The sequence below is a fragment of the Bacillus sp. JJ1773 genome (assembly GCF_036962035.1).
In the GTDB taxonomy this organism is placed as follows: domain Bacteria; phylum Bacillota; class Bacilli; order Bacillales; family Cytobacillaceae; genus Cytobacillus.
Map to the genome: position 1 here is coordinate 92,446 of NZ_JBALNX010000002.1, position 24,632 is coordinate 117,077.

Genomic DNA, 24,632 nt, shown 5'->3' on the forward strand with positions numbered 1-24,632 from the left:
GGCGGTTGAAGGTGCTTGCACTAAACAATATTAAAAAGAGCTTTGGCCATCATGAAGTCGTTAAAGGAATTACCTTAAATATTGAAAAAGGGGAAGCGTTTGGTTTACTTGGACCAAATGGAGCGGGAAAATCAACGACCATCTCCATGATTTGCGGGTTAGTTCCTTATCAGGATGGAGATATCCTCGTGGATGGAGTTTCAGTAAATAAGGACCCACAATTTATTAAAAAGAAAATTGGTGTTGTTCCTCAGGATATTGCTCTTTATCCGACAATGTCAGCAATTGATAATTTAGTTTTTTGGGGCCAAATGTATGGTTTAAAAAGAAAAGAGGCTAAAAACCGGGCGAAGGAAGTACTCGAAATCGTTGGTCTTTCCGACCGGGGAAAGGATAAAATTGAAACCTTTTCAGGCGGGATGAAGCGGCGGATTAATATTGGAGTGGCCTTAATGCATAAGCCCGAATTGCTGATCATGGATGAACCGACTGTTGGCATTGACCCGCAATCGCGAAATCATATTTTAGAAACGGTCAAATCGTTAAATGAGCAAGGAATGACCATCATTTACACAAGCCATTACATGGAAGAGGTTGAATTCCTTTGCAAACGTATTGCGATCATCGATCACGGCCAATTAATTGCAAGCGGGTCAAAGAAAGAGCTTACCAATAGGCTTTCCGGCGGCAAAGTGCTTCATCTTGTTGTTGATCAAGCGAAGCCTGCTTTTCTGATGCAATTGAATTCAATGGATGGTGTTGAAAATGTAACGGTTCAACAAGAAACAGAAATTGATATCTTCTTGCAAAATCATAAAGAGCTCCTAGCTGATATCGTTTTACTATCTAATCAATTAGGTGTAAAACTGCAGCAAATTCAGCTTCAGGAACCTAATTTAGAAACATTGTTTTTACAATTAACCGGACGTTCATTGCGTGATTAGAGGTGAATGAAATGAAAATGTTTATTATTGCTGCCAAAGATCTAAAGCTTCGATTGAAGGATAGAAAAGCCATCATCTTGATGGTCTTCATGCCTATCCTTTTGACTGCGATATTAGGATCTGCTTTAAAAGGGGTCATGGGTGACAGTCAGATGCCTAAAACAACAATAGGTATTTACACTGTGGATACTGATGCTCTTGCAGAGACATTCATTAATGAGGTTTTACTCGATGAATTGAATGATTCAGTATCTGTGAAGCAAACCAGTTCTAGTGAAGAACTGCAAAATTGGGTCAAGGATTCTCATGTGGATGTTGGTCTAGTCATTCCTAGCCTCTGGGAAGAGAGCTTAGGAAATCAGCAGGAAAATCCTGTTTTTATATATCCAGCAGCAGGCAAGGATTTTGAAGCAGCCTTTGTTCAGCAAATAACGGATTCTTTCACAATGACTGCACAAACGATGGCTATTTCGACAAAGGAAGTGATGTCTGATATCGCAGTTACAGCAGCAGCTAATGGAAGCAGCTTTCATCCAGAAACAATCCAAATGGATCTTTTGCAAAACATGGAAAAGGTCGTAAAGCTCCAGCAGGATGTCATTACGGAACAGCCTTTAGGAGAACATAATGTGTCGTCTATGCAATACTACGCTGCAGCCATGGCGGCTATGTTCTTATTATTTAATGCTATGCATGGCGGGAAAGCTTTTCATCAGGAGCGCAGTACGGAGACTCTAGCCAGATTAATGACGACACAAGCGAGTAATAGCTCCATTTTATTAGGAAAATTTCTAGGGACGCTATTCTTTGCCTTCATCCAATTTCTGATCTTTATGGCTGCGACTCATTTTGTTTTAAACGTAGGCTGGGGAATCAATGTTCTCCAAACAATCTTCATTGCTTTCATATACAGCTTTGCGGTATCAGGGCTGTCGATGGTTGTGGCTGCCTTTACTTCGAGTGAAAAAATGGCAGACACACTAGGTGGAATTGGTGTACAGCTCCTTGCCCTTTTAGGAGGTTCCATGCTTCCTATTTCCGTATTCCCAAGCCTTATGCGAAACATCTCTATGATTACACCAAATTCATGGGCTTTAACTAGCTTTACAAATATCATGTCTGGCACTACATGGGTCTCATTAATGGCGCCAACGATCATATTAACTTTGATTGGTATTGTATCGATTATCATTGGAACGATGCGCTTTCACCATAAGGCTCTCTAAGGAGGTTTGGGAATAATGATGAAAATATGGGCAATTTGCCATTTTGAACTAAAGCGTACATTTAAAAAGCCGTCTGCTTATCTATTGATGTTCGCCATGCCGCTTCTGTTTACCTTCCTATTCGGGAGCCTTTTCGGCGGAAGCTCGGATCCCACTATCCATATAGGCATTGTTGATGAAGATCAAACAGAATTATCGACTGGGCTGATTACACATCTTAAATCGAGTGAGCTTGTTACGTACCATAATGTTACAGCAGCGGAGGCAAGGAATCTGTTCGAGCAGCAGGAGGTTCAAGGAGTTTCTACAATAAAAAAGGGATTAGCCACTCAGCTTATTAAACAGGAAAAACCTGAGATTACCTTTCAACATTTACCTAGCAGTACAACTGCACCCATTGTAAAGCAAATGATGAATGGGGCTGTACGAACAATGGGTATGCAAGTCTCAGCAGCAAAAACGGGAAGCCAATATAACGGAGGGGAATGGGATGACATATACAATAAGCTTGCGAGCGGCCTAGAAAACCGGCCAGCCTTAACAAAAATTATCGCAGGTGATGGCTCAAATGAAAATAATCTGAACAGAATGTCATACAGCTCGGCAGGATTTTCTATCATGTTTGTGATGATGATGATGCTGTCTGTCACTGGAGCTCTAATTGAAGCAAGAAATATGGGCATTTGGTCAAGATTGTTTACAACTCCAACTTCCAAATTTCATGTTATGTTTGGATACTTCCTATCATTTTTTGCCATTGGCTGGATTCAATTCTTCTTATTGATCGTCATGTCCTCGGTCATTTTTGATGTGAAGTGGGGAGATCCTGTTGGGTTGCTTGTTCTTATCTCCTCATTGCTTTTATCTGTAGTCGGATTAGGTCTCGCAATTGCTGCCTTTGCCAAAACAGCCGAGCAGCAAAACGCAATTGGAACGCTCATCATTGTTTCTACCTGTATGCTTGGCGGTGTTTATTGGCCTACAAGCATTATGCCTGAATTCATGCAATCCATTGCAAATTTCGTTCCTCAGTCATGGGCTATCGAAGGGTTTACAGCATTAATCGGGAGTGGCGGTACTCTTGGGGATATTCTTACACCTGTATTCATATTGCTTGGATTTGCGATGGTGTTTTTTACCGTTGGATTGTCAAAGGTACGGTATGAATAAGTGAATATTTTGGGTTGACCTTGTTGGGGTCAACCCATTTATTTTATGCGGTCATTGGAACAGTATATTTGCGGAACTGTCCAATTTATTTGCGAAACCAACTAACTTATTTGCGGAACTGACTAATTTATTTGCGAAACTAGCCAGTTTATTTGCGAAACTAACCAGTTTATTTGCGAAACCGACCGTAATGTACACGAATCTTCCTCTAGCCTAGAAAAGTTTCGGGAATTAGTGTAAATCCTTCAACCATCGTATCTTCGTCCACTTCAATCAGTAAACAGCGCTTGCCGTTAAAATTAACCTGTCTAACATATTTTAAATCCTGTGGACTAATAGAGATATTTGCTACTTTCGTGTTAATTTTAATTGATTTCGTATTATAATTCGGTACAATACTGCTTGCTTTCAGTTCATATTTTTCATCATCAATGATTTTCTGGAACGCCATTTCAACCTTTTCAGTATTAACGTCCTCTACACCACTTACCTTTAATACACGTTCTACATCCTTGTAATCCAATTTAGGAGTATCTTCCTCTTCTTCTTCATCCATGATTCGATTGATTTCTTCATATACATTGGAAAGGGTTGTTGCATCAACCTGGTCTCCAACGACTTCTTTGACGATTTCCTCGAATACAGCTTTATCATCTTGAGCGGTCATAATCTCTTCGCCATTCAATACTTCTTCGATAAAATGATAATCGGGCTGATTTGGTTTCCCGGACGAGTAAAGAACGCGGTTTACATCTGCTGAATTCTCAGTAAAGCTAGGATATAAAAAACCTGCCACAGGAGATGTAAGATTGATAATGGAATCAACGACAACACTAGACTTAAATTCCTTTTCAATATAATCAAACAACAAAGATCTTTTTGGCTGTATCGTTTGATTAATGCTGCATAGGATAAAAGGATGTTTATACACCTCATCCCGGGCACTAATTTCGGCTTCTTCATTACTCCTTTTCGTTGGCTTAAAATATTCCCCCCGAATAAAAGTCACGACCATGTCCTGTTCATATTGAACATCTTTAAACATTTTTTCAACCATAAGCAGCATTTGTTCCTTCCAATCTTCTACATCATCGGACTGTAGCCCATCGTGGAGAATGAACTGACTATGATTTTCAGCTTCTCGTTTGAATTTTACTTCAAATAATTTCACATCCACTTGACCCGTAAGTACTTTCTTAAAGTTAGTCATGAATAACTCTTGCTGTTCCTGGTCTAACATCGGAAAAGGATGACTTTCTTCATGATAAATCTCACTGCTTTCCTTTCTTATATAAACATTAAAGATATTTGCGATTTTCAATAAATCATTATTAAGCTTAAATTGTTTACGTATGTTTGCTATATCCTTCTTATTCATTTTAAAAAGTCCAACTCCTAAGCTGATTAGTGTATTCCTAAATTATAAGCAATCTGTTTGCTTAAGGGAATGATTAACTTCGTCAGCGTTTACTGGTATCCTTCAGCTAGAAGAAGACGATCAAGCAGATGTTCATATTTCTCCTATTAGTGATGTTAATGGTTCTTTCCTTTCTTCTTTATTTATTTTTTTTGCCCATAGGACTAAACAACCAAGTTTTTTTCCTTTGTATAGGACAAGTTTGGAATTGGGAAAGCTGAGGGGTAAGGAGGCGATGATTGGATGGAGACTTTTGAAGCTTTGTCGTTGATGATTAGCTTTGGGATGTTGGTGATCGCCGTTTTGAAATTTAATGATAAGGATAAAAATTCTTGAACAAGCTGAAAATAGCGTGTTTTTTTCTGTAAATAGTGATTTCTTTGGAAGGGTTGTTTAGTGGGGATCAAAGGGCTGTGAGGATACAGTTCAATGACCAGCAGCCCTTTTATATTTTACCTGCAAAGATCTATGCAAGCCTCTTTAATTCATGCCGTGCTTCTATCCGTTTTTCAATCTTCTCTATAGCCTTTTTGTCCTTTAATAGTTCTTGTTTATTTTCTTCAATAAGCTCTTTCAATGTTTTACGCATTTTCAATACACCCTTTATTTTAATTTAATCAGAATATTCTATACTTATATATTACACCTATTTACACGTTTTAAACCTTAACTATTTGAACATTTTGTGAATATTTGAACTTATTTGCTGATTTTAATATAACAGGGGTTACTTGTGGGGGAAGAATCGAAACAAGTTTAAAATTTTATCTCAACAAAACAAAACGGAAGCAGGATGCTTCCGTTTTGTTTTATACTTTACTGAGTTAAACTTTACCTTAATGGCTTCTAACCTCTAATCCCTATCTCTACCTTTCTCAAAGAACGACTTTTCTACTTTATTGTTCTGAACCTTTCCTTCATTCCCCTTCACTTTAACTTTCTCATTGCCATTGCCTTTCTTGCTAACCTCAGAGCCTACGGATGAATAGATGCTATTGGCGATAAGTCGATAGCTATATTGAGTATGAGCTCTAAAGGCAAGGTCATTGGCAAAAAGGGTAATCGTACTGTCTTTAAAATTTTTAGTGAAAGCAAGTGTTTGACCCTTTGCCTTCTCATGTCCAGGCCACCAGCCAGCAACATAGAAATCATCAGAATCACTGAAAGATGCCAATACTTCTGCGTCAGCAGGAACGGAAGTGATCCATGCCCCTGTCGTTGAATAGAGCAGCTCATCCTTCTGGTAACCGGAAGTCAATACATGATCATTAACAACTGCTTTAAATAAACCTTCATGACCATTTTCTGTTCGACCAAAATCAAATCCAGGAAGTAATCCACTATTTTTCACAGCGTTCATGGCAGTTACACCGATCCCTACATAGGACTTTCCAGACAGCATATCGCCATTAATGGCTCCACCATAGCTGACAATGACATCGGCTTCTTCCGGATTAACTAAATTAAATCCAAGCTCCTTTAGCGTAAAATTCAACTGAGAGGAACCAGTTGCCGCAACACGTGGCTGACTCAATTGTTCTGTTTTCACTTGATTGGAATTGCCTACAGGCTTGGCTTCAAAATAATAGTTTTTACCGTATTGCTGAAGATCTTTTGTGCTGACAATAAAGTCACCTTTAGATACGCCAGCCTTTGTTTCAGTTGCTCTTTCGATCACAACATTATTTTTCAGCAGTTCATTCACTAGTTTAATCGTGTCATTATTGGAATTGGCTAACACTTGCTTAGGTCCATTTCCTACCACATTACCTGTTGGAGTGGTTACATTTACTACCTTTGTTGTGTTATTAGCAAATGCACCTGGGACACGAATTTCCTGCACATCAAAACCTCTAAGTTCAGGAAAATTGACAACAATTGGATCGTACATAGCAGCCCAGTCTGACGCATTTTCACCCTTATAAAGCATCGCATTTGCCAGTCCGCGTTTAGCCTGCTTCATGGAAACAACAAATGTCCCTTTCGGATACATCGTCCCATTTACTTTGATATTTTTCGTTGTTTGCTCAACCTTCACACCATTGCGGAGTAAATAGTCTATCATTTTATATGCTTCTAGCTTATTCTTTTGCTCCTTCTCATCGGTCGGAATGACATAATAATCTGGGAAGAAGTTAGCATGTTCTCCTCTAACCCGGCCAATCGAATCACCTTTAGCATTCACAAAATATTCGTCTACTGCGCGATTATCCTCCCCGTTTACGCCACGCGCAAAGATCTCAAGCTGGTTTTTATATAATTCATCCTTGTTATCAGTGACAAACTTGGTTGCACCCAGCCCTACTCCTACCATCGCATGATAAGAATCTTGACTTAATGTAGGCACTTCAACCGTATGCCCCAATGAGCCATGAAGCATCGCATACATTGGAGTATAAGCTGGCGTCATATCATCCCAGCCATCCTCCCATGCTTCCGCAGGAATAAAATAAGAGGTTAAGCTCGAATTGCCAATCCCAGCTTGTCCCATTGCATGAGCCTGATCAATCATCGTGTTATAAAGCAGGTCATACTCATAGTTAGGGTTATGCGGCGGTGTTGTTGGTTCAACTAAAAATCCGTTAACATAACCATGCATATCAACGAAAGACAGTGGAGTCCATTTGGCAATTTCTTGCGTTATCTGCTGTGTTTCAACTTGTGTCTGATAATGGTTGTCACGATTTAAGTCAAACCCATTGGCATTCGCTCTAGTGTTAGCAACCCTTCCATCAGGATTGTTTGTAAACATGTAAAGGAAAATGACATCATCGAGAACCTCGTCCACTTTTAACGTTTCAGTTCTTTCTTTGTCTCCTTTGCCCGTTTTAAACGTTACCTCATCCTCAAGAGCAAACTTCCTTAATAGTTCAACGGAAGTATCAACCCCCTCTACTTCATCGGGATGAATATTGTTCAACCAAATGGGCACCTGATAGTCTCCCATGGTTCCAGATTCTAATTTTTCGATTAAATTTTCAGGGTTCTCTAATGCGGTCGGCAGTGTTTCATTTAAATACTTATCAACGGCGTTTTTATTTTTTGCTAGGATAACGAAGTGAAGATCACGTCCCTGTACTGTCTTACCTAGACTTTGATACTCGAGGTAGCGATTATTTGCCGGATCGGACGTTGCTTGTCCAAAGATTTGGTCAATCGCTGGCTTGATTTGATCGTAAAATAAGAATTCATCATATACATTAAGCTTTACTGTCGTTGCAGCCTTCATCTTACTCTCAGAATTCATTAATGCTAATTCATAATCGCCGATAAATTGTTGATATTGTGTTCGAATTGTTCTGTTTGATAGATTACTAGTGTTAAAAAGAAGCCCGAATTCCAAAGTGGCTTCAATCTTAGTGGTCCCATCAACAAAGTGTGGTTCTTTTTTTACTGTAATAAAGGGGGCACCGTTATAATTGGTACCGCTTGTCCATTTTTTCCACTCGGAAATACTTTTTCCGCCAAATGTCCATTCTAATTGAGTTAAATCTACTTCCTCGCCAAAATCAGCTTGTACCTCTACTGTGCGAACCTCAGTTAATGAAAACAGAGATCTACTTGCTTCTAGGTTTACAAGCTTGACCTCTTCCACTGCTTCAATGGCTGAAACGGGGAAGGCCGTTTGGGCAAATAAGGATAACATCATAATAAATGCCACCAAGCCCGCAAAAAGCTTCTTCATAAAATCATCCTTTCTACTTTCATATAGACACCACAGTTAAATATATCGAAATATTCAGTGAATTATTGTCGGATTTTTTGCAAAAACATATGTATCGCTCGACAATTTGTGCAATTTCAATTTCAAGTCATGCATGCCATAAAGATATTTCCTTGTAAAACCTCAGCCAATGTTGATGAATTTGCTAATACTTCTCCTTAAAAAGAGAAGTTGTGAGAAAGTATTATAGTCGTGATGGAAGAGTTTGCTGAATGGTCAAATAATCAAATTTATATAAATGAAGAATGGAAGGGTTTGATTACAGATTTGGAAGTAAATGAGAAAGAAAAAAATCAAAAAACGCTATATCCGAAGGGGTGGATCTTTTTAATTAACTGGGGTATCACCAATATTTTTGTTGATAGGACCCCTTTTTTATTTTTCTAAATTTATATTCATACTTTTTTCAATGAAAAAGAGAACTATCATAGGTACTTAATCCTGAAATGAACAATCATGAAGGGGAAAGGTGTAACACGGAGAATATCTAACTTATAAACTACCAAATTTAGGAGGAGTAATATGAAGAATATTCTATTGAACGGAAAAAAGGCATTTTCCACGTTATTATTGGCGACAGTAATAACATTCTCTTTTTCTACTGCAGCATTAGGGGAATCCGGAACTACTCAATCACTTAAAATGAACAATGTTCTTGAAAGGGTGGTGACGGTTGAAACAAAGGGTGATATTGATCAGGAAGAAACCCTAAAGATGGTTGACCGTCTCTGGAGCATTCCCACAAATATTTTGAATGTCATGCACAAGCAAGGAGTTCACGTTAAACTAATTAATTTCCCTCTTACTGAATTGCCAGAGTATGAGTATTTAAAGGGTGTCGTTCCTAGAGGATGGGAACATACTCCATATACTTGGGATGATGTTCCAGGTGTGGGAGGGCAGACGGTTGTTGCACGAATTGGCTATAGCTATAAAAAAATGCATAGTTCTGTAAACCTCGAGCTTCATGAAGTCGCTCATGCAATTGATCGTTATGTATTTGATAATATTAGTTACTCAGATGAGTTCACTAATATTCACGCTTTAGAGAAAAAAGATTTTCTTGATACTGCCTATTTTGAATACAAGGAAGAATATTTCGCTGAAGCGCTTGCCTATTTTTATGCTGGGCCAGATACTAATACAGAATTAAAAGAAAAAGCTCCATTAACTTATAAATTTATTAACGAGCTTCAAAGAAATATTCCTTCAGAAAAGCATTCAAATAAGTAGAATGATAGAAAAGCCAATGAGATCGAATGGCCCCGAAGAATATAGGCCAGATTCAAAGGACATTTTTTCATCTCTCTAATAAAAGGGCTATTGCACCGTGAACTTTCTCGTTTGGAAAAATCTCCAAAAGTCAGACACCCACAAACTCAATATTAAAAGCAAGGATAGATAACCTTAACGTTTATCTATCCTTACCCTTCTATTCTTAAATTTGATTATTAGAATGAAAGCAAGTTATCGATAATTACTTCCTCCGCCCCAAATTTCTCTTCCGCCAGTATGACCAGTGTTTTGATGAATATCTTCATCTACTAATTGTAAAACACCAGGCTGTTCGTTATGATGCCATACATACCCCTCAGGAGTTACACCATTTTCAAGACCTCTTATATCCTCTGAAGATAAACCTAACTCTCTTGCTAGACTAGGATTCTCTTGAATCGATTGATATAATGTTTCGTTTGCAATACTAAAATGAGTGCGGTCACTTTCCAAGTAAACCTCTTCAGCTAAAACGACACTAAACTGTGATTCAAATACAGGGAAGGTACCCGTTTGCAGATCACCATTCGGCAATTCAATCGTCTTTTGTTCAAAAGAAACACCTGTCTCTGCGTGTTCGAGCCCACCTAAGTGACTATTTCTCGTATCAATTTCTTCTGCTTGAACCGTATCAGCGCCATCAATAATATCAATGACTCCTACAGCAAAAGTAGTAACAGCTGCTACCTTACCAAGGTTCTTTACTCCTTGAAGGATTTGTTCTTTATCTTTATTTTTCAACCCCTGTAGGGTAATTCCTGCGCTTTTCGCTGTATATTTTATGCTAGATCCAATCCCTTTGACGGTTCGGCCTGTAGAATCTTTCATATCATTCCAGCCTTTGTTTTTATGATAATCATCTTGCTTTACAACTCCATAGGCCCCACGAATGGCTCCATCAGCAAATTGCGAAACGGAATCCACTGCGCCTTTAGAAGCATCTACCACACTGTTCCCCACGTCTGCAACATATTTTCCTAGTTCCTCGTTCTTAACGGAGACTGCTTTACTGACGACCTTTACTCCGCCTTTCGCCGCTTCCCCTACAACTGTATTGACTACTTTTCCAATCCCCCGTAAAATGACCATTTCGCACTCTCCATTAACCAGTTTTAGGATAATTGTACCATATTAGCTGAAATTTGTTTTTATTTTTGGAGAGCTCAATGAAAAGAGAGAAGTGCTGGACACACTTCCCAGGTTTCTATTAATTATTTCCAGGAGTTTTCTTCCTCACAACATCAAAAAGTCCTGATCCAATAATGTCTAAGGCAGACTGCATTCTCTCAACAGAGATATTATCCTCAATCGTATCTTGAGGTGTGTGGTAAACCTTTTCGATATGGTATACTAGCGGATTCCAGCTATCAATACCCATCCAGATGAATAGGGCTGCGGGAATACCTGCTTGATGGAAAGGCACATGGTCACTAGATCCGAACGTACCCGGAAGAATATCTGAATTTCCTAATCTAGCACCTGCTTCACCGGTAGAATCTGTAACGATATTCGTGCTTCCATCAACCGTCATCGCATAGAGATTATTTGCTTTATCATAATTGGTTGCCACCATATCAGGGACAAAAACAGCTTCAATTTGATCCCTTTGATCCTGTGTCAATTGCTGTACATAATATCTCGAACCTAGCAAACCTCTTTCTTCGGAACCAAAGGCAATAAATTTCAGCGTTTTATCCGTATTATACCCTTTATAAACGCGAGCAAGTTCAAGCATCAAGCCAACACCTGAAGCATTGTCATTTGCACCCGGCGCTCCAACTACGCTGTCATGATGCGCACCGAGAATGACTTCTTTCACATTTGGATCCTTAGATTTAGCTTCCTTTGTCGCAATGACGTTCACGGATTGGAGATTGGAATAATGCTTCGCGGTTAAACTAATTTCCACTGCACCTTTCTCCATCTGTTCCTTCAGCCATTCCCCTTGGATAAATGCAGCCCCAAATACTGGCACATCATATTTAGTTGTCAAACTTGGGTTAAACGTCTGACCGTAATTTCCTCGGCTTCCTACTAAGCTCTGAAGAATAACACCTGCTGCTCCAGCTTGAACCGCATTTTCTACTTGTGCACGGTAATCAGCAGTAGAAGCTGCTCTTGCCACAAGAACTACTTTTCCACTGACATTGGAAAAATCCGCCGCATTAAGCCCTCCTTCAACATATACAACTTCAGCTTTTACAGCAGAATCACTAACGACTCCATTTGGTGCAGCAGCCATTTCCCAAACTGTACCATCAGAAAATCCGACATTCGCTATGTATTGGTCAGCAACAGGGAAGTATTGATACTCTACATCATATCCATAGCTTTTTAATGTTTTTGCGATGTAATCAGCAGATTTTTTCTCAGCTTCCAAACCACCTGGTCTTGTGCCAATTTCCTTTGATAAATAATTAATGTGTTCAATGGCACGTTCCGCATCCACTCTTGCCACTATTTTTTGATCTTGAGAATACGTGGATTTTCCTTTTTCGCCTTCAGCTGGTGCAGCATACCCAACAGAACTGAAAGCAAGTGAAGCAGCTAAAACCGTTGCTAAAACTTTTGGTATTTTACGATTCATCATACTTTTGAACCTCCTATTTAATAGATTACTATTAGTAAATTTAGTATAGTTGGAATATCATTAGGAGGTAAGAGTATTAATTCCTAATATTCTGATAACAATCATATCCTTTTAGGAGGAAAGATTTGCTCCTAAAGACCTTTATTAGAGGAATTTCAAAAATGCAAAAAACAAAAAACCAGCTAAGCTATTTGCTCAACTGGTTCCTTTTTAGCACGTATTCATAGGAATTATTAATTTTCATTTATCTTGAAATAAATTTACAGCAAAGATCCGTCAATTGTTCAATATNNACATAAATAAAAGGGAAGAAATCAAACTATCCCAATTATAATTTTACAATATACTCCCCTATTTGTCAACTCTAATTTCATTTTTTCTAAAGGAGTGCTTGGTATGAACAATGAACTACGTCAGGAGCAGGAACGATTAGATAGCGTCATCGAAACAATCACCGAGCAAATCGATAAGCTGGAAAACGAAACTGGCCGGCGCCGAAAAGAAGTAGTTAATATTCGGAAGCACTTTTGGGATGATGTCAAAGTAAATATAGATACATTTGACGATTATCTTGAGACAATCATTGGCTTAAGACAACAGGCACAAGACTTGGCCGTAAATCAAAGCACCCACAGGCACGCCTTCAATCGACTATCCGTACTGCGCCGTATGGAGGGTGTCCCTTATTTTGGCCGGATCAACATCACTGAAGAAGGAACTTCAACACCAGAAAAAATTTATATCGGCATCACAACACTTACAGATACAAGCGGCGAGAACTTCCTGATCTACGACTGGAGGGCACCCATTTCGAGTGTTTACTACGATTTCCCGCCTGGTCCGGCTGAGTATGTCACACCAGGAGGAGTCATACGCGGCTTCTTGGATCAAAAGTGGCAATATATCATTCGGGATGGTGTTATCGAATCGATGTTCGATACGAGCCTTACGATTGGTGACGAGATTTTACAGCAAGTGCTTGGAAAAAGTACAGACAAACATATGCACAGTATCGTGGCCACCATTCAACAGGAGCAAAATCGAATTATCCGGTACGACCATGGACGGCTTCTTATTGTTCAAGGGGCCGCTGGCAGCGGTAAGACATCGGCCGCCCTACAGCGAATCGCATACTTGCTCTATAAGTATCGAGATTGGCTTAAAGCCGATCAAATTATTTTATTTTCGCCAAACGCTATGTTTAACCATTACGTTTCCAGAGTGTTACCAGAGCTAGGTGAAGAAAACATGCAGCAGGTTACATTTCAGGAATATTTAGATCATCGGTTGGGCAACGATTTTCAAGTGGAGGGTCCTTACGAGCAATTAGAATATGTGTTGACTGCGGCGGATGATCCTTCATATCGAATTAGGACTTCGAGTATTCGATTTAAGGCATCTACCCGTTTTTTTGAGACAATTAAAACATTCAGACAGTCGCTGGACTTATCGGGAATGGTCTTCAAAGGGATTAAATTTAAAGGAAAGCCACTCATCTCTTCCAAACAAATCTCAGAAAGATTTTATGGCAGCAACACCTCGCTTCGCTTTCATAACAGGATTGCGAAGTTGAAAGAGTGGCTATTAGAGCAAATAGATGAAACTGAAAAGCTCGAAATAACAAAGCAATGGGTACAGGAAGAAGTCGAGTTGCTTAGCAAAGAGGATTACCAAAAGGCATATTCCCACTTACAAAAAAAGCATGGGTTTAGTGAAGACTCTTTTGATGATTATGATAGAGAGCAGGAATTACTCGGGCGTATGATTGTTCGCAAGAAGTTGAAGCCGATTCGCAAATGGATTCGATCGCTTCAATTTATCAATATAACAGGAATATATAAGCAGCTTTTCACTGATCCAACTCGAATTAATCTGTGGATTGCGGGCAAAACACCTGAAGAATGGGAGGACATTTGCCTATCGACCGTGAAAATGTTAGATGAAGGCAACTTGTTTTACGAAGATGCTACTCCGTTTTTACTTTTGAAGGAGTTGATTCAAGGCTTTCAGACGAATACCGCTATCAAACACGTGCTTGTAGACGAAGCTCAAGATTATTCTCCGTTTCAGTTCGAGTTTTTGAAACGATTATTTCCTTCGGCAAGAATGACCGTGCTTGGCGACTTTAACCAAGCAATATTCGCCCATGCCAGCGAAATGGCCGATTTTCATACGCTTACTGGATTATACGGACCGGATGAAACGGATGCGATTAACTTGACCCTTAGCTACAGATCCACAAAACCAATTGTTGAATTTACCCGCAAACTGGTGCCCGGCGGCGAACGAATTACTGCTTTTGATCGCGATGGCGAGAAGCCTGTGCTGACTCAAGTGTCCGATCATGACGAACTGCATCACCGCATTGCCTCCAAAGTTGCTGAATTACAGGAGCAGCGGTATCATACGATCGCGATTATATGCAAATCCGCTGCAGAAAGCACAGCTGCCTATGAGGCTCTGAACAGCATCGAGGAAATCAAGCTCGTGAAAAGCGGCTCAATTGAATATGAACAAGGCGTTGTTGTCGTACCGGCGTATTTGGCCAAAGGCATCGAATTTGATGCCGTTATCATTTATGACGCTTCGGCGCAAGTATACGGCGATGAAAGTTTGCGTAGATTGTTCTATACTGCCTGCACAAGAGCTATGCATTATTTGCAGCTATACAGTGTAGAGGAACCAAGCCCCTTTTTGCGAAATGATACAGCGGAGAGTTATATTTTGAGTTTATCTTAAAATTAAGCTTTAGGTTATGAGATGACTGATAGAGGACTTTTATGGGATTATTATTTTAAGCGTCATAACTTTATTTGACCAATCACTTCCTTCTCATTCATTCAGATAAGTAATAAACTAACAAGGCAATGCCTATTAAAACCATTCCTACTAAACCAGAATAAAGACCAAACCTAGTGCTTAGGGTATTAAAGCTTTTCCTATCTTGTACATTTGACCATGCACCGAGCGAAATACCAGAAATGATCATAAAAACTATACCAATGTTGAATAAGACCTTCACCATGAGACTGCCTCCTTTTCGCATAATCTATTAATGGGAATTTTAAAAAAACTTTCATAAATATAAAAGTTAAAAGGAGAATCCGTTTTGAATATAATAAAATCAAATCCTAATAATGTTGCTCCCCCCATCGCTCAATATCATCATGTAACCGTTGTACCTAGAGATGCTGAAATAATTGTGTTATCTGGTCAACTCGGAAATGATAAGCATGGGATCCTTCCAGCTGATATAGAAACGCAGTTTGCCAATGCACTTGAAAATATTAAATCCATTTTAAAAAGTGAAGGTGTAGACGTAAGCAATGTTTTCAAAGTGAATTTTTGGTTCACTGAAAGTATTAATAGAGAAATCTTTTTGGAAAAATGGAGTGGATTTCATAATCAATCACCGCCCGCTACAACATTAGCATATGTCTCAGCTTTAGCACGGCCAGAAATCAAGGTGGAGGTTGAGGCTTGGGCTGCAAGATAATATAAATTGGTTAAATAAGGGGCAATTTTTGCCCCCTTAAATTTAACCAGTATATTTTTTTATTTCTTGGCTAAGTCCATTAACACGCTTGAGGTAATGTTCTCTTTTTTTAGAGTCTTGAATAAATGAAATAAACAAAATGGAAAGCATTAAAGCTGTATCTAATCGATAGATGGATTGAATGATTTCCTTTGTATTTTCAATAATCGCAACATCCTTATATCCCTTTAAAAATTCTTTCTCTGCTATTTCCTGTGATTCAGAAATTCTCATTAATTCCATAATTGGATCTCCGATAAAAGCATTATCCCAATCTAGTATTGCTTGAATCTTGCCATTTTTCCCTATTAAATTGGGCGGTCTTACATCAAGATGCAGAAGGGAATTGTTTGTTTGTGAAGTATTTAAAATCGCTTCCATTTCTTCTGTTGAAGGGATAAAGATATTCCTGTTTATTAATTGACTTAGAGATTGAGCACGGTCTGTTATTCTATGAGCAATAATACTAGATAATGTTTGTTCATTTTGATCTATTATGGATAGTCCATCTAATGGGACTTTATGTATTTGGGATGTAAGTATGCCAATCTCGAAAGGAGAAATCTCTTGATCATCGCCTAGTACAAATTCAGAAGCTAGAAAATTTATGTCTTCACTTAAATGTAGCTGATGCACTTTTGGCACGGGTATATGATATTTGTGACAATGCTCAGAGATAGCAGCTTCTTTTTTTAATGAAATGACACCACTCGAATGTTTATCCATCATATTTTCTTCAGATCTCCAAGGTGTTCTTATTGCGAGTTGCCCAAGATTCTTTTCTTTTACAAGAAATACAGCGTTTATGACACCATTTGCTAAAAAACTTATTTCATCAACTTTCAAATTTAAACGATTTGTTAATACATGGTGAATACTAATTATTAACTCTTCTATTTTTTCTTTTGTTAAGTTCATTGGCTAAATTCCTTTTTACTTTATTTAATGGTTTACGTATTTAAATCTATTAAAGTTTCAATGTTTTTTTCCTAAAAGGAAATAAGTGCCTTTTACCATTCGCCGTTACCTCCGGATCTGTTTTTTCATGCAGAAGGGAGTTATGAATCCCTCTTAACTACCTTTTGCTTCTTTTTTTCTATACGAAGGGACTTATGAACGCTTCTTAACTACCTTCTGTTCCTTTTTTTCTACACTTAGGGAGTTATGAACGCCTCTTAACTACCTTCCGCTTCTTTTTTCTACACGAAGGGAGTTATAAATGCCTCTTAACTACCTTCTGATCCTTTTTTCTACATGAATGGAGTTATAAACGTCTCTTAACTCCCCTATACCTGTATTTTTAAGCTGAAAGGGAGTTATGAACTCCCTTTTTTCATGTTAAATGGAGTCATAACCGTATCTTGACTACCTTTAACAATATTTTTATCGTTCGAAGGTATCCATGAGCAATGTCATGGGAAGTTTTCAAAAGAATGGGCAGCTTTGTTTCCTCCATCATCATTCCTAGTACTACAGACTCCTGTCCTTTATTTGCAGTAAAATTTCCTCTTTAAAGTCCTCGAATAAAACATTTTGAGATTGTGAAGACCCGTGTTTTCTGACATTTACTGCTTTTTCTTTCGACTCTTGGTCTCCCAGTACGAGCATGTATGGAATCTTCTGCATCTGCGCATCTCTTATTTTGTATCCTAGCTTTTCATCACGATTATCAATCCCCACTCTGACTCCAGATTTCCGTAGTTCTGCCTGAATTTCTAAACAATAGTCTAGGTGAACATGTGAAACAGGAATAATTTGAACTTGTGTCGGTGCCAGCCAAACTGGGAATGCACCTGCAAAGTGTTCGATTAATATCCCAAAGAAACGGTCGATAGATCCATAAATGGCTCGATGAATCACCACAGGGCGGACCTTTTCATTTTTTTCATTGATATAACTCAAATCAAATTTCTCCGGCATCTGAAAATCAAGCTGAATTGTAGCACATTGATGGCTTCGTTTTAAGGCATCTTTTATGTGAAAATCAATTTTTGGCCCATAGAAGGCACCATCGCCCTCGTTTAAGTGATAGTGGATCCCTAAATCCACAAGTACATTTGTTAATGCTCGTTCAGAAATTTCCCAAAGGCTGTCATCACCCATTGAATTATCAGGGCGAGTCGAAAGCTCCACTGAATACTCGAAGCCAAATGTGCGATACACTTGGTCTACTAATTGAAATACCTCCTTAATCTCACTTTCAATCTGATCCTCACGAACAAAAATATGAGCATCATCCTGACAAAAAGTGCGCACCCGCAGCATTCCATTTAAAGCACCGCTGTACTCATGACGGTGAACTTGCCCAAACTCTGCCAATCGAATCGGCAAATCTCGATAAGAATAGAGACTGTTTTTAAATATGAGCATATGCCCAGGACAGTTCATTGGCTTCATCGCAAACTTAGTTTGATCGACTTCGGAAAAATACATATTCTCATGGTAATGATCCCAGTGTCCCGATCTCTCCCAAAGCTGCTGATTCATCATAAAAGGAGTACGAACCTCATCATAATAAGCCTTGCTTTGAAGCTTACGTGAAAAATTTTCTAATTCATTTCTAATAATCTGCCCTTTTGGCAAGTAAAATGGCATTCCCGGCGCTTCATCGGAAAACATGAACAGCTCCAATTGTTTTCCTAGCTTACGATGATCTCGTTTGGCCGCTTCTTCTAAGAAATGTAAATACTCATCTAAATCCTTCTTCTTTTTAAAGGCAACACCATAAACTCTTTGGAGAACCTCATTTTGACTGTTACCTCGCCAATACGCACCCGATACACGAGTTAATTTAAAAGACTTAATAAAACCAGTAGACGGAAGGTGCGGGCCTCGGCACAGATCAATAAACTCTCCTTGTTGATATAAAGTGATTTTTTCCCCTTTCGGAATGGCCTTTAATATTTCTAGCTTGAATGGCTCTCCTTTTTCCTTAAAAAGCTTTTCAGCCTCTTCATAGGAAACCTCCATTCTTATAATTTCTAAATTCTCGTTAATGATTTTTTCCATCTCTTTTTCGATTTCAAGTAAATCATTTGAAGTCAAACTGTGTTCCAATTTCAAGTCATAGTAAAATCCATCTTCAATTACAGGTCCTATCCCTAATTTGACTTTTCCATATATTCTTTGAACTGTTTGAGCCAGCACATGTGCTGAGGAATGTCTTAAAATTTGAAGTCCTTCTTTCGAATCAAGCATTAAAACGGAGAGTTCAGCATCCTGTTCTAACTTGTGGCTTAGATCCACCAGCTGTCCATCTACCATCCCAGCAACCGCATTTTTTCTCAAACTTGTACTAATGGACTCCGCAATTTCTCCCACAGTAATGCCATTTGAAAATTCCTTTATTTGTCCATCTTGGAATTGAACTTTAATACTCATATTGATTCACTCCTTTTTAAAAATAAAAAAACGCACTCATCCCTATCGCAAGGGACGAGTGCGTTATATACCCGTGGTTCCACCCAAATTCCCATAAGAAAAAACACTTATGGCTCTGGTGCTGTAACGCAGCATGGACGATATCAGCTACTAAAGTTCACCGATATAGCTTCAAGGCGGTAAATTATTTTCCTAAGCTAGGAAGTTCGCAGCTATCCTTCCCTCTCTGAAAGCCGTAAAAATAATTCATGTCCTCTTCATCGCAAAATTATTAATTTGTAAAATAAAAAACGCACCCATCCCTATTGCAAGGGACGAGTGCGTTATACCCGTGATTCCACCCAATTTCCCATAAGAAAAAAGATCCTTATGGCTCTGGTGCAGTAACGTTGCATAGACGGCATTGGATACTTAGTTTCCCCAATACAGCTCAAAGGCGGTAAGATACTTTTCTGCGTTAGGAAGATTTCAGCAAGCCTTCCCTCTCTGGAAACCGTAAAAGTAGCTCATGTCCTTATCCGTGCTTAAGTAAATGGATTTTTTATACATATTATTATAGATTACAAAAAATAGCAACGGATTTTTCAAATTAATTTTTGAAAAGCTATTTTCCTGTTAGTGTGTCCATCATTATTAATTAATCTAACCAAGCTTTATCGAACAACTTCCAAGAACTTGTTCCCCCCATAGTAGTGCAAGTTGATCCCCGTCCGATATGGGTCCAACCCCTTCAGGAGTGCCTGTAAAAAGAATATCGCCTTCATCAAGGCCAAAATGTAAGGCTGTGTAATCTATTAATGTTTGCATATCAAAAATCATGTCCTTTATATTACCGATCTGAACCTTTTCTCCATTCTTTAATAGAGAAAACTCTTTGCTTTTACATTCGTTCACACCAGGAAACTTGATGAATTCGCTTAATATTGCTGAGTTAGGGAAGCTCTTTGCTAATAGCCATGGATGTCCTTTTTTCTTTAATTCGCTTTGAACATCGCGTAAAGTAAAGTCAATCCCAACAGCCATGCTGTCTACAAGGTCGTCAACTGTAGCTCCTTTTTCGTAAGGTTTGCCGATTCGAATGACTAATTCCACTTCAAAATGAATGGAGCCACGGTTTGCTGGTAACACGATTTCCTGACCATTGGCATAAGCCACAGCATGTGTAGTCTTTCCAAATAGAAAAGGAAATTTAGGAATTTCATTATTTAATTCTTTTGCATGTAGCGCATAGTTCCTTCCTACACAATATACATTTTTGATTGTTTGCATTGGTGATCCCCCATATACTATCATTTTGTAAAAATACCCTTAATATTATGACTTCCTAAAGTAATTATAATTGACTTTTAATGAAAAGGTAATTTTTCCTATTAAAAACAGTAATACTGTATTTCATTTTTAATAGCCTTCACTTAGTTAAGCAAAGGCTATTTCTTCTATCTGCTATTGGATTCAATTTTCAACAATTTACTTAGTGACTAATCATTGCTTTTCCAGTAAATCTTCATGAAGAAACAGCAGCAATTAATTGAATTTCAACCGGTGCATTGCCTGGCAATGATGCAACACCTATCGCAGCGCGGCTCCCTATGCCTACGCTTCCTAATTCTTGGTATAAATACTCAGAAGCAAAGTCTGCAAGGCTAGAATGTGCTTCGAATGTTTCTTCTGCATTAATGTAAACGTTGAGTGCGAGTATTTGCTCTAGTTGTTCTCGTTCCGAAAGTCTATTCTTGGCGGCAGTAAGTGCATTTGCAGCTGCTTGCTTGACTGCTTCTTGATAGAACCCAATCGGCTGCTCAGCACTAACTTTTCCAATTTGAATCAGTACGCCATTTTTTCTTGGAGTCATTCCAGCGGTATAGATAAGGTTTTCAAACCGTGATGCCGGAGCATAGTTTCCCTGCGGAATTGGATTAGCTTTTTCTCCAAACATACTCATTTACGATACTCCTCCACTACCTTAATGATACGTTCAATTGCATCAACTGCTGCTTTATGATTCTGTGAAAAATTTATACGGAAGCTGTCGATGAACTGTGGGCCGAATTCTGTACCAGGTGTTACGGTAACAGCAGCCTGGAGGCGAAGTATCTTCACAAATTCATTTATTGAAACATCTAATTCAGGAAGTCTTGGGAATAGGTAGCTGCCTGCCTCCGTGGCTCTCACTTTAAAACCTTCAGCAGCGCGCAATTTTGCAAGAAGATCATCACGAATTGCCTGGTGCTGGTAAATACGTTCCCTCATCCATCCATCCGGCTCGGCAAACCAAGATTTCAATACTGCTTGGCTATAGCCGCCCGCACGAAGAGATACTATGGCCTGAAGTTTTTCCATTCTGTCAATTATTTTATCTGATCCGAATGCTACACCTAGCCTGTACCCGCTTAGCGACTCTGTTTTCGATGGCCCCATGATGGTAATGACATTTTCGGGATCTACAATATTCTGCGCACATAGGTGCGTATAGGTCCGTCCCTCAAAAATCTGACGTGAGTACAGTTCATCCACGATAACTGTTGCTCCATACTCCTGTGCAAGTTCTGCAATCCTGCGAATTTCATCCTTTGAATAAATGACTCCTGTAGGATTATTGGGATTAGAGAACAAAAAGAGTTTAACCCCTGCCTTAAACGCGTCCTCCAACTGAGTTAAATCCAAACCTGCAGAAATGTCTGTTTTGAAATAGTCCATCTGAATTGGAACGATTTCACCGTCAAAGTATTCGACAAGTTTTCGGTTGGCAAAATAGTCTGGTACTACAATAGCAACCCTATCTCCTCTAGAAATGGTAGATCCCGTTGCTAGGAAAAGTGCCCCCTGTGTTCCTGGAGTAATAATAAAATTCCGGTCTGCGTTAATCGTTGTCCCCGTGTAATCTGATAGCTTTTCAGCTACATTCTCCCGGATCATTTTACTTCCACGATACTCGGTGTAGGCCTGTTTGCCACCAAGATGAACACCTTCGATGAACACATCTAATGAGCCTGGAATTGGCTCAAAAGCGTCTACATCACCGTGCGAAAAATCAACCGGCGTACCAGGAATTTTCTCTCCACGCAGTTCAACCTCATTTGTGCTTTGGCGCACTTCTTGTCCAGGTGCATATTCAGCGCCAAGTTTTTTAAACTTCTCTTCTACTAAATTCATGATCGTCCCTCTCTTCATTTTGATTATGAATATTTTATATTTACCTAATTTTTCTATATTGGCTTTTTATATTATAATCATAAGTGATTCTTACTCATTAACTCCAATATGAAAAAGTTAATAACGATATATATTTTTCTTTATACTCGCAGGGAATTTGGTTTAAATCCCCATCACCTTTGAAAAAATTCAGGGTATGGGAATCTTATTCTCAAAAACTCTCTATTTGGAAATATTAAGATCTTTTTACATAAACATCTGAAAATACTCAAGCAAGGAAGAAGGGTAATTATGCTAAAAAATATGTATTACGTTTATGCGGTCTACTTAAACAATAGTTTTTCTAAAGCGGCTGAAGAATTATATATTTCGCAACCAGCACTTAGTGCAGCGATTAAAAAGGTAGAAGACGAAATTGGACTTCCTATTTTTGACAGAAGCAGTAATCCAGTACAATTAACAGCAGCAGGTGAATATTATATTGAATCAATAGAGAAAATCATGAGCATAGAGAAAGAAATGAGATCATATTTTAATAATTTATTGGATAATAATCGGGGGACCATCAATATTGGGGGTGCTTCCTTCTTTTGCGCTTATATTTTTCCAACAATCGTGCAAGAGTTAAAAGTAGAATATCCAGATTATACAGTGAATCTCATGGAGGCAAATGCAGATGATTTAATGAAGTGTCTGCGTTCAGGAATTGTTGATATTATTATAGATGTTGAAAAAAGAGATCCTAAAATCTTTGATTCTTTTGTTTGGGCGGAAGAACAAATTTTGCTGGCTGTTCCGTCATTCTATGAAGTTAACAATAAATTAGGAAAGTATCGTCTAACTTTCGAGGATGTGGCTAGCGGTCAATATTTAAGTGAAAAATATGCTAAGGTTAGTCTAAAAGAATTTGAAGATGAAAATTTTTTATTATTGAAAAAGGGAAATGATTTGCACACGAGAAGCTTAAAAATGTGCAGGAAGGCAGGCTTTACTCCTAAAGTATCTATGTACCTTGATCAGTTACTTACTTCCTATTATATTGCTTGTAATGGAAAAGGAATTACTTTCGTACGTGCTGGTGTGACTCGGTACTTAGAAGAGACAAATAAGTTGTTCTTTTACAAAATTGATGATGAACATTCATATCGAAATATTATGTTGTATTATAGGAAATCGCACCCACTTTCCAAAGCCTGTATGGATTTTATTAAATTTTTGAATAAGAAAAAGCCTGTTGGCATTTAGTTTACGAGTAAACCAATTTTTCGAAAAAATAAAGGTCATCGGGATAATATTTCCGATGGCCTTTTAGATTGATTTAAAGCCCTATTTAGCTAAAAAAAGTAATGTTTAGCCGAGCTGTTCGATAATTGTTCTATTCATTAACATATTTAATAACGGCCATTTCTTTTCCGAACCGATCACCATGATCCACAAATCCCAAGCTTTTATATAAACTATGAGCTCCAATATTATCTGGATGATATCCTACAACAATTTTTTTCGCATTTGGCAATTTTGCCATCTCTGAAATCATTAACTCAGTTGCAGCTTTGGCAATACCCATGCCTTGATGTTCCTTATCCACCATAATTCTATAAATCCAATAACCATCAAGTTCTTCCTGAACAGAATTAAACATTAAAAACCCCACTACTTTTTCATCTAAATTAATGGCATATGGTTTTAAAGTAAGTTCAAACTTCGACTGTGCTATCGAAATTGCATTAGGCTCCAAATATTCAATTTGTTCTTTAAATACCTCTAATTTACAGCATTCATACCAGTTATCCGTATTTATTTCTACAATTTTCACTTTGTTTGTTTTCATTATTTTTCCCCTTCCAAATTTAGAGGAAACCCTAAGTAGCCTTTTAATTAGGCGTTATCCCCATGTAGTAGTGATTTATGCTCAAATATTTTATAATTGTCATAATGAACGCCCCCTTAACAAAATTCTCCTAAAAAGTACATTTTTAATTATACTATATTTTACTTTTTCATTTCTTCCCAATAGGTGGATTTTTCTACGATTTTAATTGTATATTTCACCTCCGTCAAAATCGGATCATGAACGTTCATATTTAGTGTTTTATTCTGGTGTCATACAAAACTAGCGTCATGAACGCTTCATAGCTAGCGTTTTCTTCTAGTAGCATAAAAAAGAGCGTCAGGAATGCTTTATAGCTAGTGTTTTATTCTGATGACATACAAAAC

20 protein-coding genes and 2 other annotated features are annotated in these 24,632 nt (G+C 38.3%); of the genes, 8 read left to right on the top strand and 12 right to left on the bottom strand.

The genetic code is table 11. The features are described from left to right. Positions 1-11: 11 nt before the first annotated feature. From V7127_RS00695 to V7127_RS00705, 3 genes are read left to right on the top strand one after another with little or no spacing between them, the layout of a single operon-like run. The gene (locus tag V7127_RS00695; RefSeq protein ID WP_335345719.1) at positions 12-944 is read left to right on the top strand and encodes an ABC transporter ATP-binding protein; all 933 of its coding nucleotides are present in this window, start codon (positions 12-14) and stop codon (positions 942-944) included. 11 nt (positions 945-955) lie between these two features. Then, positions 956-2,170: an ABC transporter permease gene (locus V7127_RS00700; RefSeq protein ID WP_335345720.1), complete on the top strand. Its 1,215-nt coding sequence runs from the start codon at positions 956-958 to the stop codon at positions 2,168-2,170. Between the two features lie 15 nt (positions 2,171-2,185). Then, positions 2,186-3,340 (top strand): ABC transporter permease, encoded by a 1,155-nt coding sequence (locus tag V7127_RS00705; protein ID WP_335345721.1) that lies wholly within the window; start codon positions 2,186-2,188, stop codon positions 3,338-3,340. Positions 3,341-3,548: 208 nt separating this feature from the next. On the opposite strand, the gene V7127_RS00710 is transcribed toward V7127_RS00705, so the two are convergent. Next, a complete protein-coding gene (locus V7127_RS00710; protein WP_335345722.1) occupies positions 3,549-4,718 on the bottom strand; it encodes a DUF4317 domain-containing protein in 1,170 nt (389 codons plus the stop codon). Between the two features lie 282 nt (positions 4,719-5,000). Between V7127_RS00710 and V7127_RS00715 the strand changes: the two genes are divergently transcribed. Next, a complete protein-coding gene (locus V7127_RS00715) occupies positions 5,001-5,093 on the top strand; it encodes a putative holin-like toxin (RefSeq protein ID WP_335343802.1) in 93 nt (30 codons plus the stop codon). 130 nt (positions 5,094-5,223) lie between these two features. Here V7127_RS00715 and V7127_RS00720 read toward each other — a convergent pair whose 3' ends face one another. Both V7127_RS00720 and V7127_RS00725 read right to left on the bottom strand, forming a co-directional pair. Beyond that, a complete protein-coding gene (locus V7127_RS00720; protein ID WP_335343803.1) occupies positions 5,224-5,346 on the bottom strand; it encodes an FbpB family small basic protein in 123 nt (40 codons plus the stop codon). Between the two features lie 264 nt (positions 5,347-5,610). Then, positions 5,611-8,442 carry a M14 family metallopeptidase gene (locus V7127_RS00725; RefSeq protein ID WP_335482873.1) on the bottom strand — a complete coding sequence of 944 codons (2,832 nt, stop codon included), beginning with the start codon at positions 8,440-8,442 and terminating at the stop codon, positions 5,611-5,613. 561 nt (positions 8,443-9,003) lie between these two features. On the opposite strand from V7127_RS00725, the gene V7127_RS00730 reads away from it, so the two are divergent. Continuing rightward, positions 9,004-9,714 carry an anthrax toxin lethal factor-related metalloendopeptidase gene (locus V7127_RS00730; protein WP_335482875.1) on the top strand — a complete coding sequence of 237 codons (711 nt, stop codon included), beginning with the start codon at positions 9,004-9,006 and terminating at the stop codon, positions 9,712-9,714. A gap of 234 nt (positions 9,715-9,948) precedes the next feature. Here the strand turns inward: V7127_RS00730 and V7127_RS00735 are convergent, their stop codons facing one another. Further along, a complete protein-coding gene (locus tag V7127_RS00735) occupies positions 9,949-10,845 on the bottom strand; it encodes an HNH endonuclease (RefSeq protein ID WP_335343806.1) in 897 nt (298 codons plus the stop codon). 118 nt (positions 10,846-10,963) lie between these two features. After that, the gene (locus V7127_RS00740; protein ID WP_335343807.1) at positions 10,964-12,346 is read right to left on the bottom strand and encodes a M28 family metallopeptidase; all 1,383 of its coding nucleotides are present in this window, start codon (positions 12,344-12,346) and stop codon (positions 10,964-10,966) included. 396 nt (positions 12,347-12,742) lie between these two features. On the opposite strand from V7127_RS00740, the gene helD reads away from it, so the two are divergent. Continuing rightward, positions 12,743-15,085 carry an RNA polymerase recycling motor HelD gene (gene helD, locus V7127_RS00745; protein WP_335482877.1) on the top strand — a complete coding sequence of 781 codons (2,343 nt, stop codon included), beginning with the start codon at positions 12,743-12,745 and terminating at the stop codon, positions 15,083-15,085. Between the two features lie 97 nt (positions 15,086-15,182). On the opposite strand, the gene V7127_RS00750 is transcribed toward helD, so the two are convergent. Continuing rightward, entirely contained in the window at positions 15,183-15,371 is a 189-nt protein-coding gene (locus tag V7127_RS00750; protein WP_335343809.1) for a hypothetical protein, read from the bottom strand. Positions 15,372-15,455: 84 nt separating this feature from the next. Here V7127_RS00750 and V7127_RS00755 point away from each other — a divergent pair, with 84 nt between their 5' ends. Further along, positions 15,456-15,842 (top strand): RidA family protein, encoded by a 387-nt coding sequence (locus tag V7127_RS00755; RefSeq protein WP_335343810.1) that lies wholly within the window; start codon positions 15,456-15,458, stop codon positions 15,840-15,842. A gap of 42 nt (positions 15,843-15,884) precedes the next feature. On the opposite strand, the gene V7127_RS00760 is transcribed toward V7127_RS00755, so the two are convergent. From V7127_RS00760 to V7127_RS00780, 5 genes are all read right to left on the bottom strand, one after another. Next, positions 15,885-16,799 (bottom strand): phosphotransferase family protein, encoded by a 915-nt coding sequence (locus V7127_RS00760; protein ID WP_335343811.1) that lies wholly within the window; start codon positions 16,797-16,799, stop codon positions 15,885-15,887. 552 nt (positions 16,800-17,351) lie between these two features. Then, positions 17,352-19,262: a threonine--tRNA ligase gene (gene thrS, locus V7127_RS00765; RefSeq protein WP_438823949.1), complete on the bottom strand. Its 1,911-nt coding sequence runs from the start codon at positions 19,260-19,262 to the stop codon at positions 17,352-17,354. A gap of 47 nt (positions 19,263-19,309) precedes the next feature. Continuing rightward, positions 19,310-19,532: a binding site (T-box leader), on the bottom strand. Positions 19,533-19,569: 37 nt separating this feature from the next. Beyond that, positions 19,570-19,792 (bottom strand) — a binding site (T-box leader). A 112-nt stretch (positions 19,793-19,904) separates the two neighbouring features. Beyond that, positions 19,905-20,531: a fumarylacetoacetate hydrolase family protein gene (locus V7127_RS00770; RefSeq protein WP_335482879.1), complete on the bottom strand. Its 627-nt coding sequence runs from the start codon at positions 20,529-20,531 to the stop codon at positions 19,905-19,907. A 235-nt stretch (positions 20,532-20,766) separates the two neighbouring features. After that, positions 20,767-21,204, bottom strand: a complete 438-nt coding sequence (locus V7127_RS00775) for a RidA family protein (protein WP_335344609.1) — start codon at positions 21,202-21,204, stop codon at positions 20,767-20,769. After that, positions 21,201-22,415, bottom strand: a complete 1,215-nt coding sequence (locus V7127_RS00780) for a pyridoxal phosphate-dependent aminotransferase (protein ID WP_335482881.1) — start codon at positions 22,413-22,415, stop codon at positions 21,201-21,203. The genes V7127_RS00775 and V7127_RS00780 overlap by 4 nt, the downstream gene beginning before the upstream one ends. A gap of 291 nt (positions 22,416-22,706) precedes the next feature. Here V7127_RS00780 and V7127_RS00785 point away from each other — a divergent pair, with 291 nt between their 5' ends. Further along, positions 22,707-23,660 carry a LysR family transcriptional regulator gene (locus V7127_RS00785; RefSeq protein WP_335344611.1) on the top strand — a complete coding sequence of 318 codons (954 nt, stop codon included), beginning with the start codon at positions 22,707-22,709 and terminating at the stop codon, positions 23,658-23,660. A 130-nt stretch (positions 23,661-23,790) separates the two neighbouring features. Here the strand turns inward: V7127_RS00785 and V7127_RS00790 are convergent, their stop codons facing one another. Beyond that, on the bottom strand, positions 23,791-24,246 hold the full coding sequence (locus tag V7127_RS00790; protein ID WP_335482883.1) for a GNAT family N-acetyltransferase: 456 nt from the start codon (positions 24,244-24,246) through the stop codon (positions 23,791-23,793). Positions 24,247-24,632: the final 386 nt, after the last annotated feature.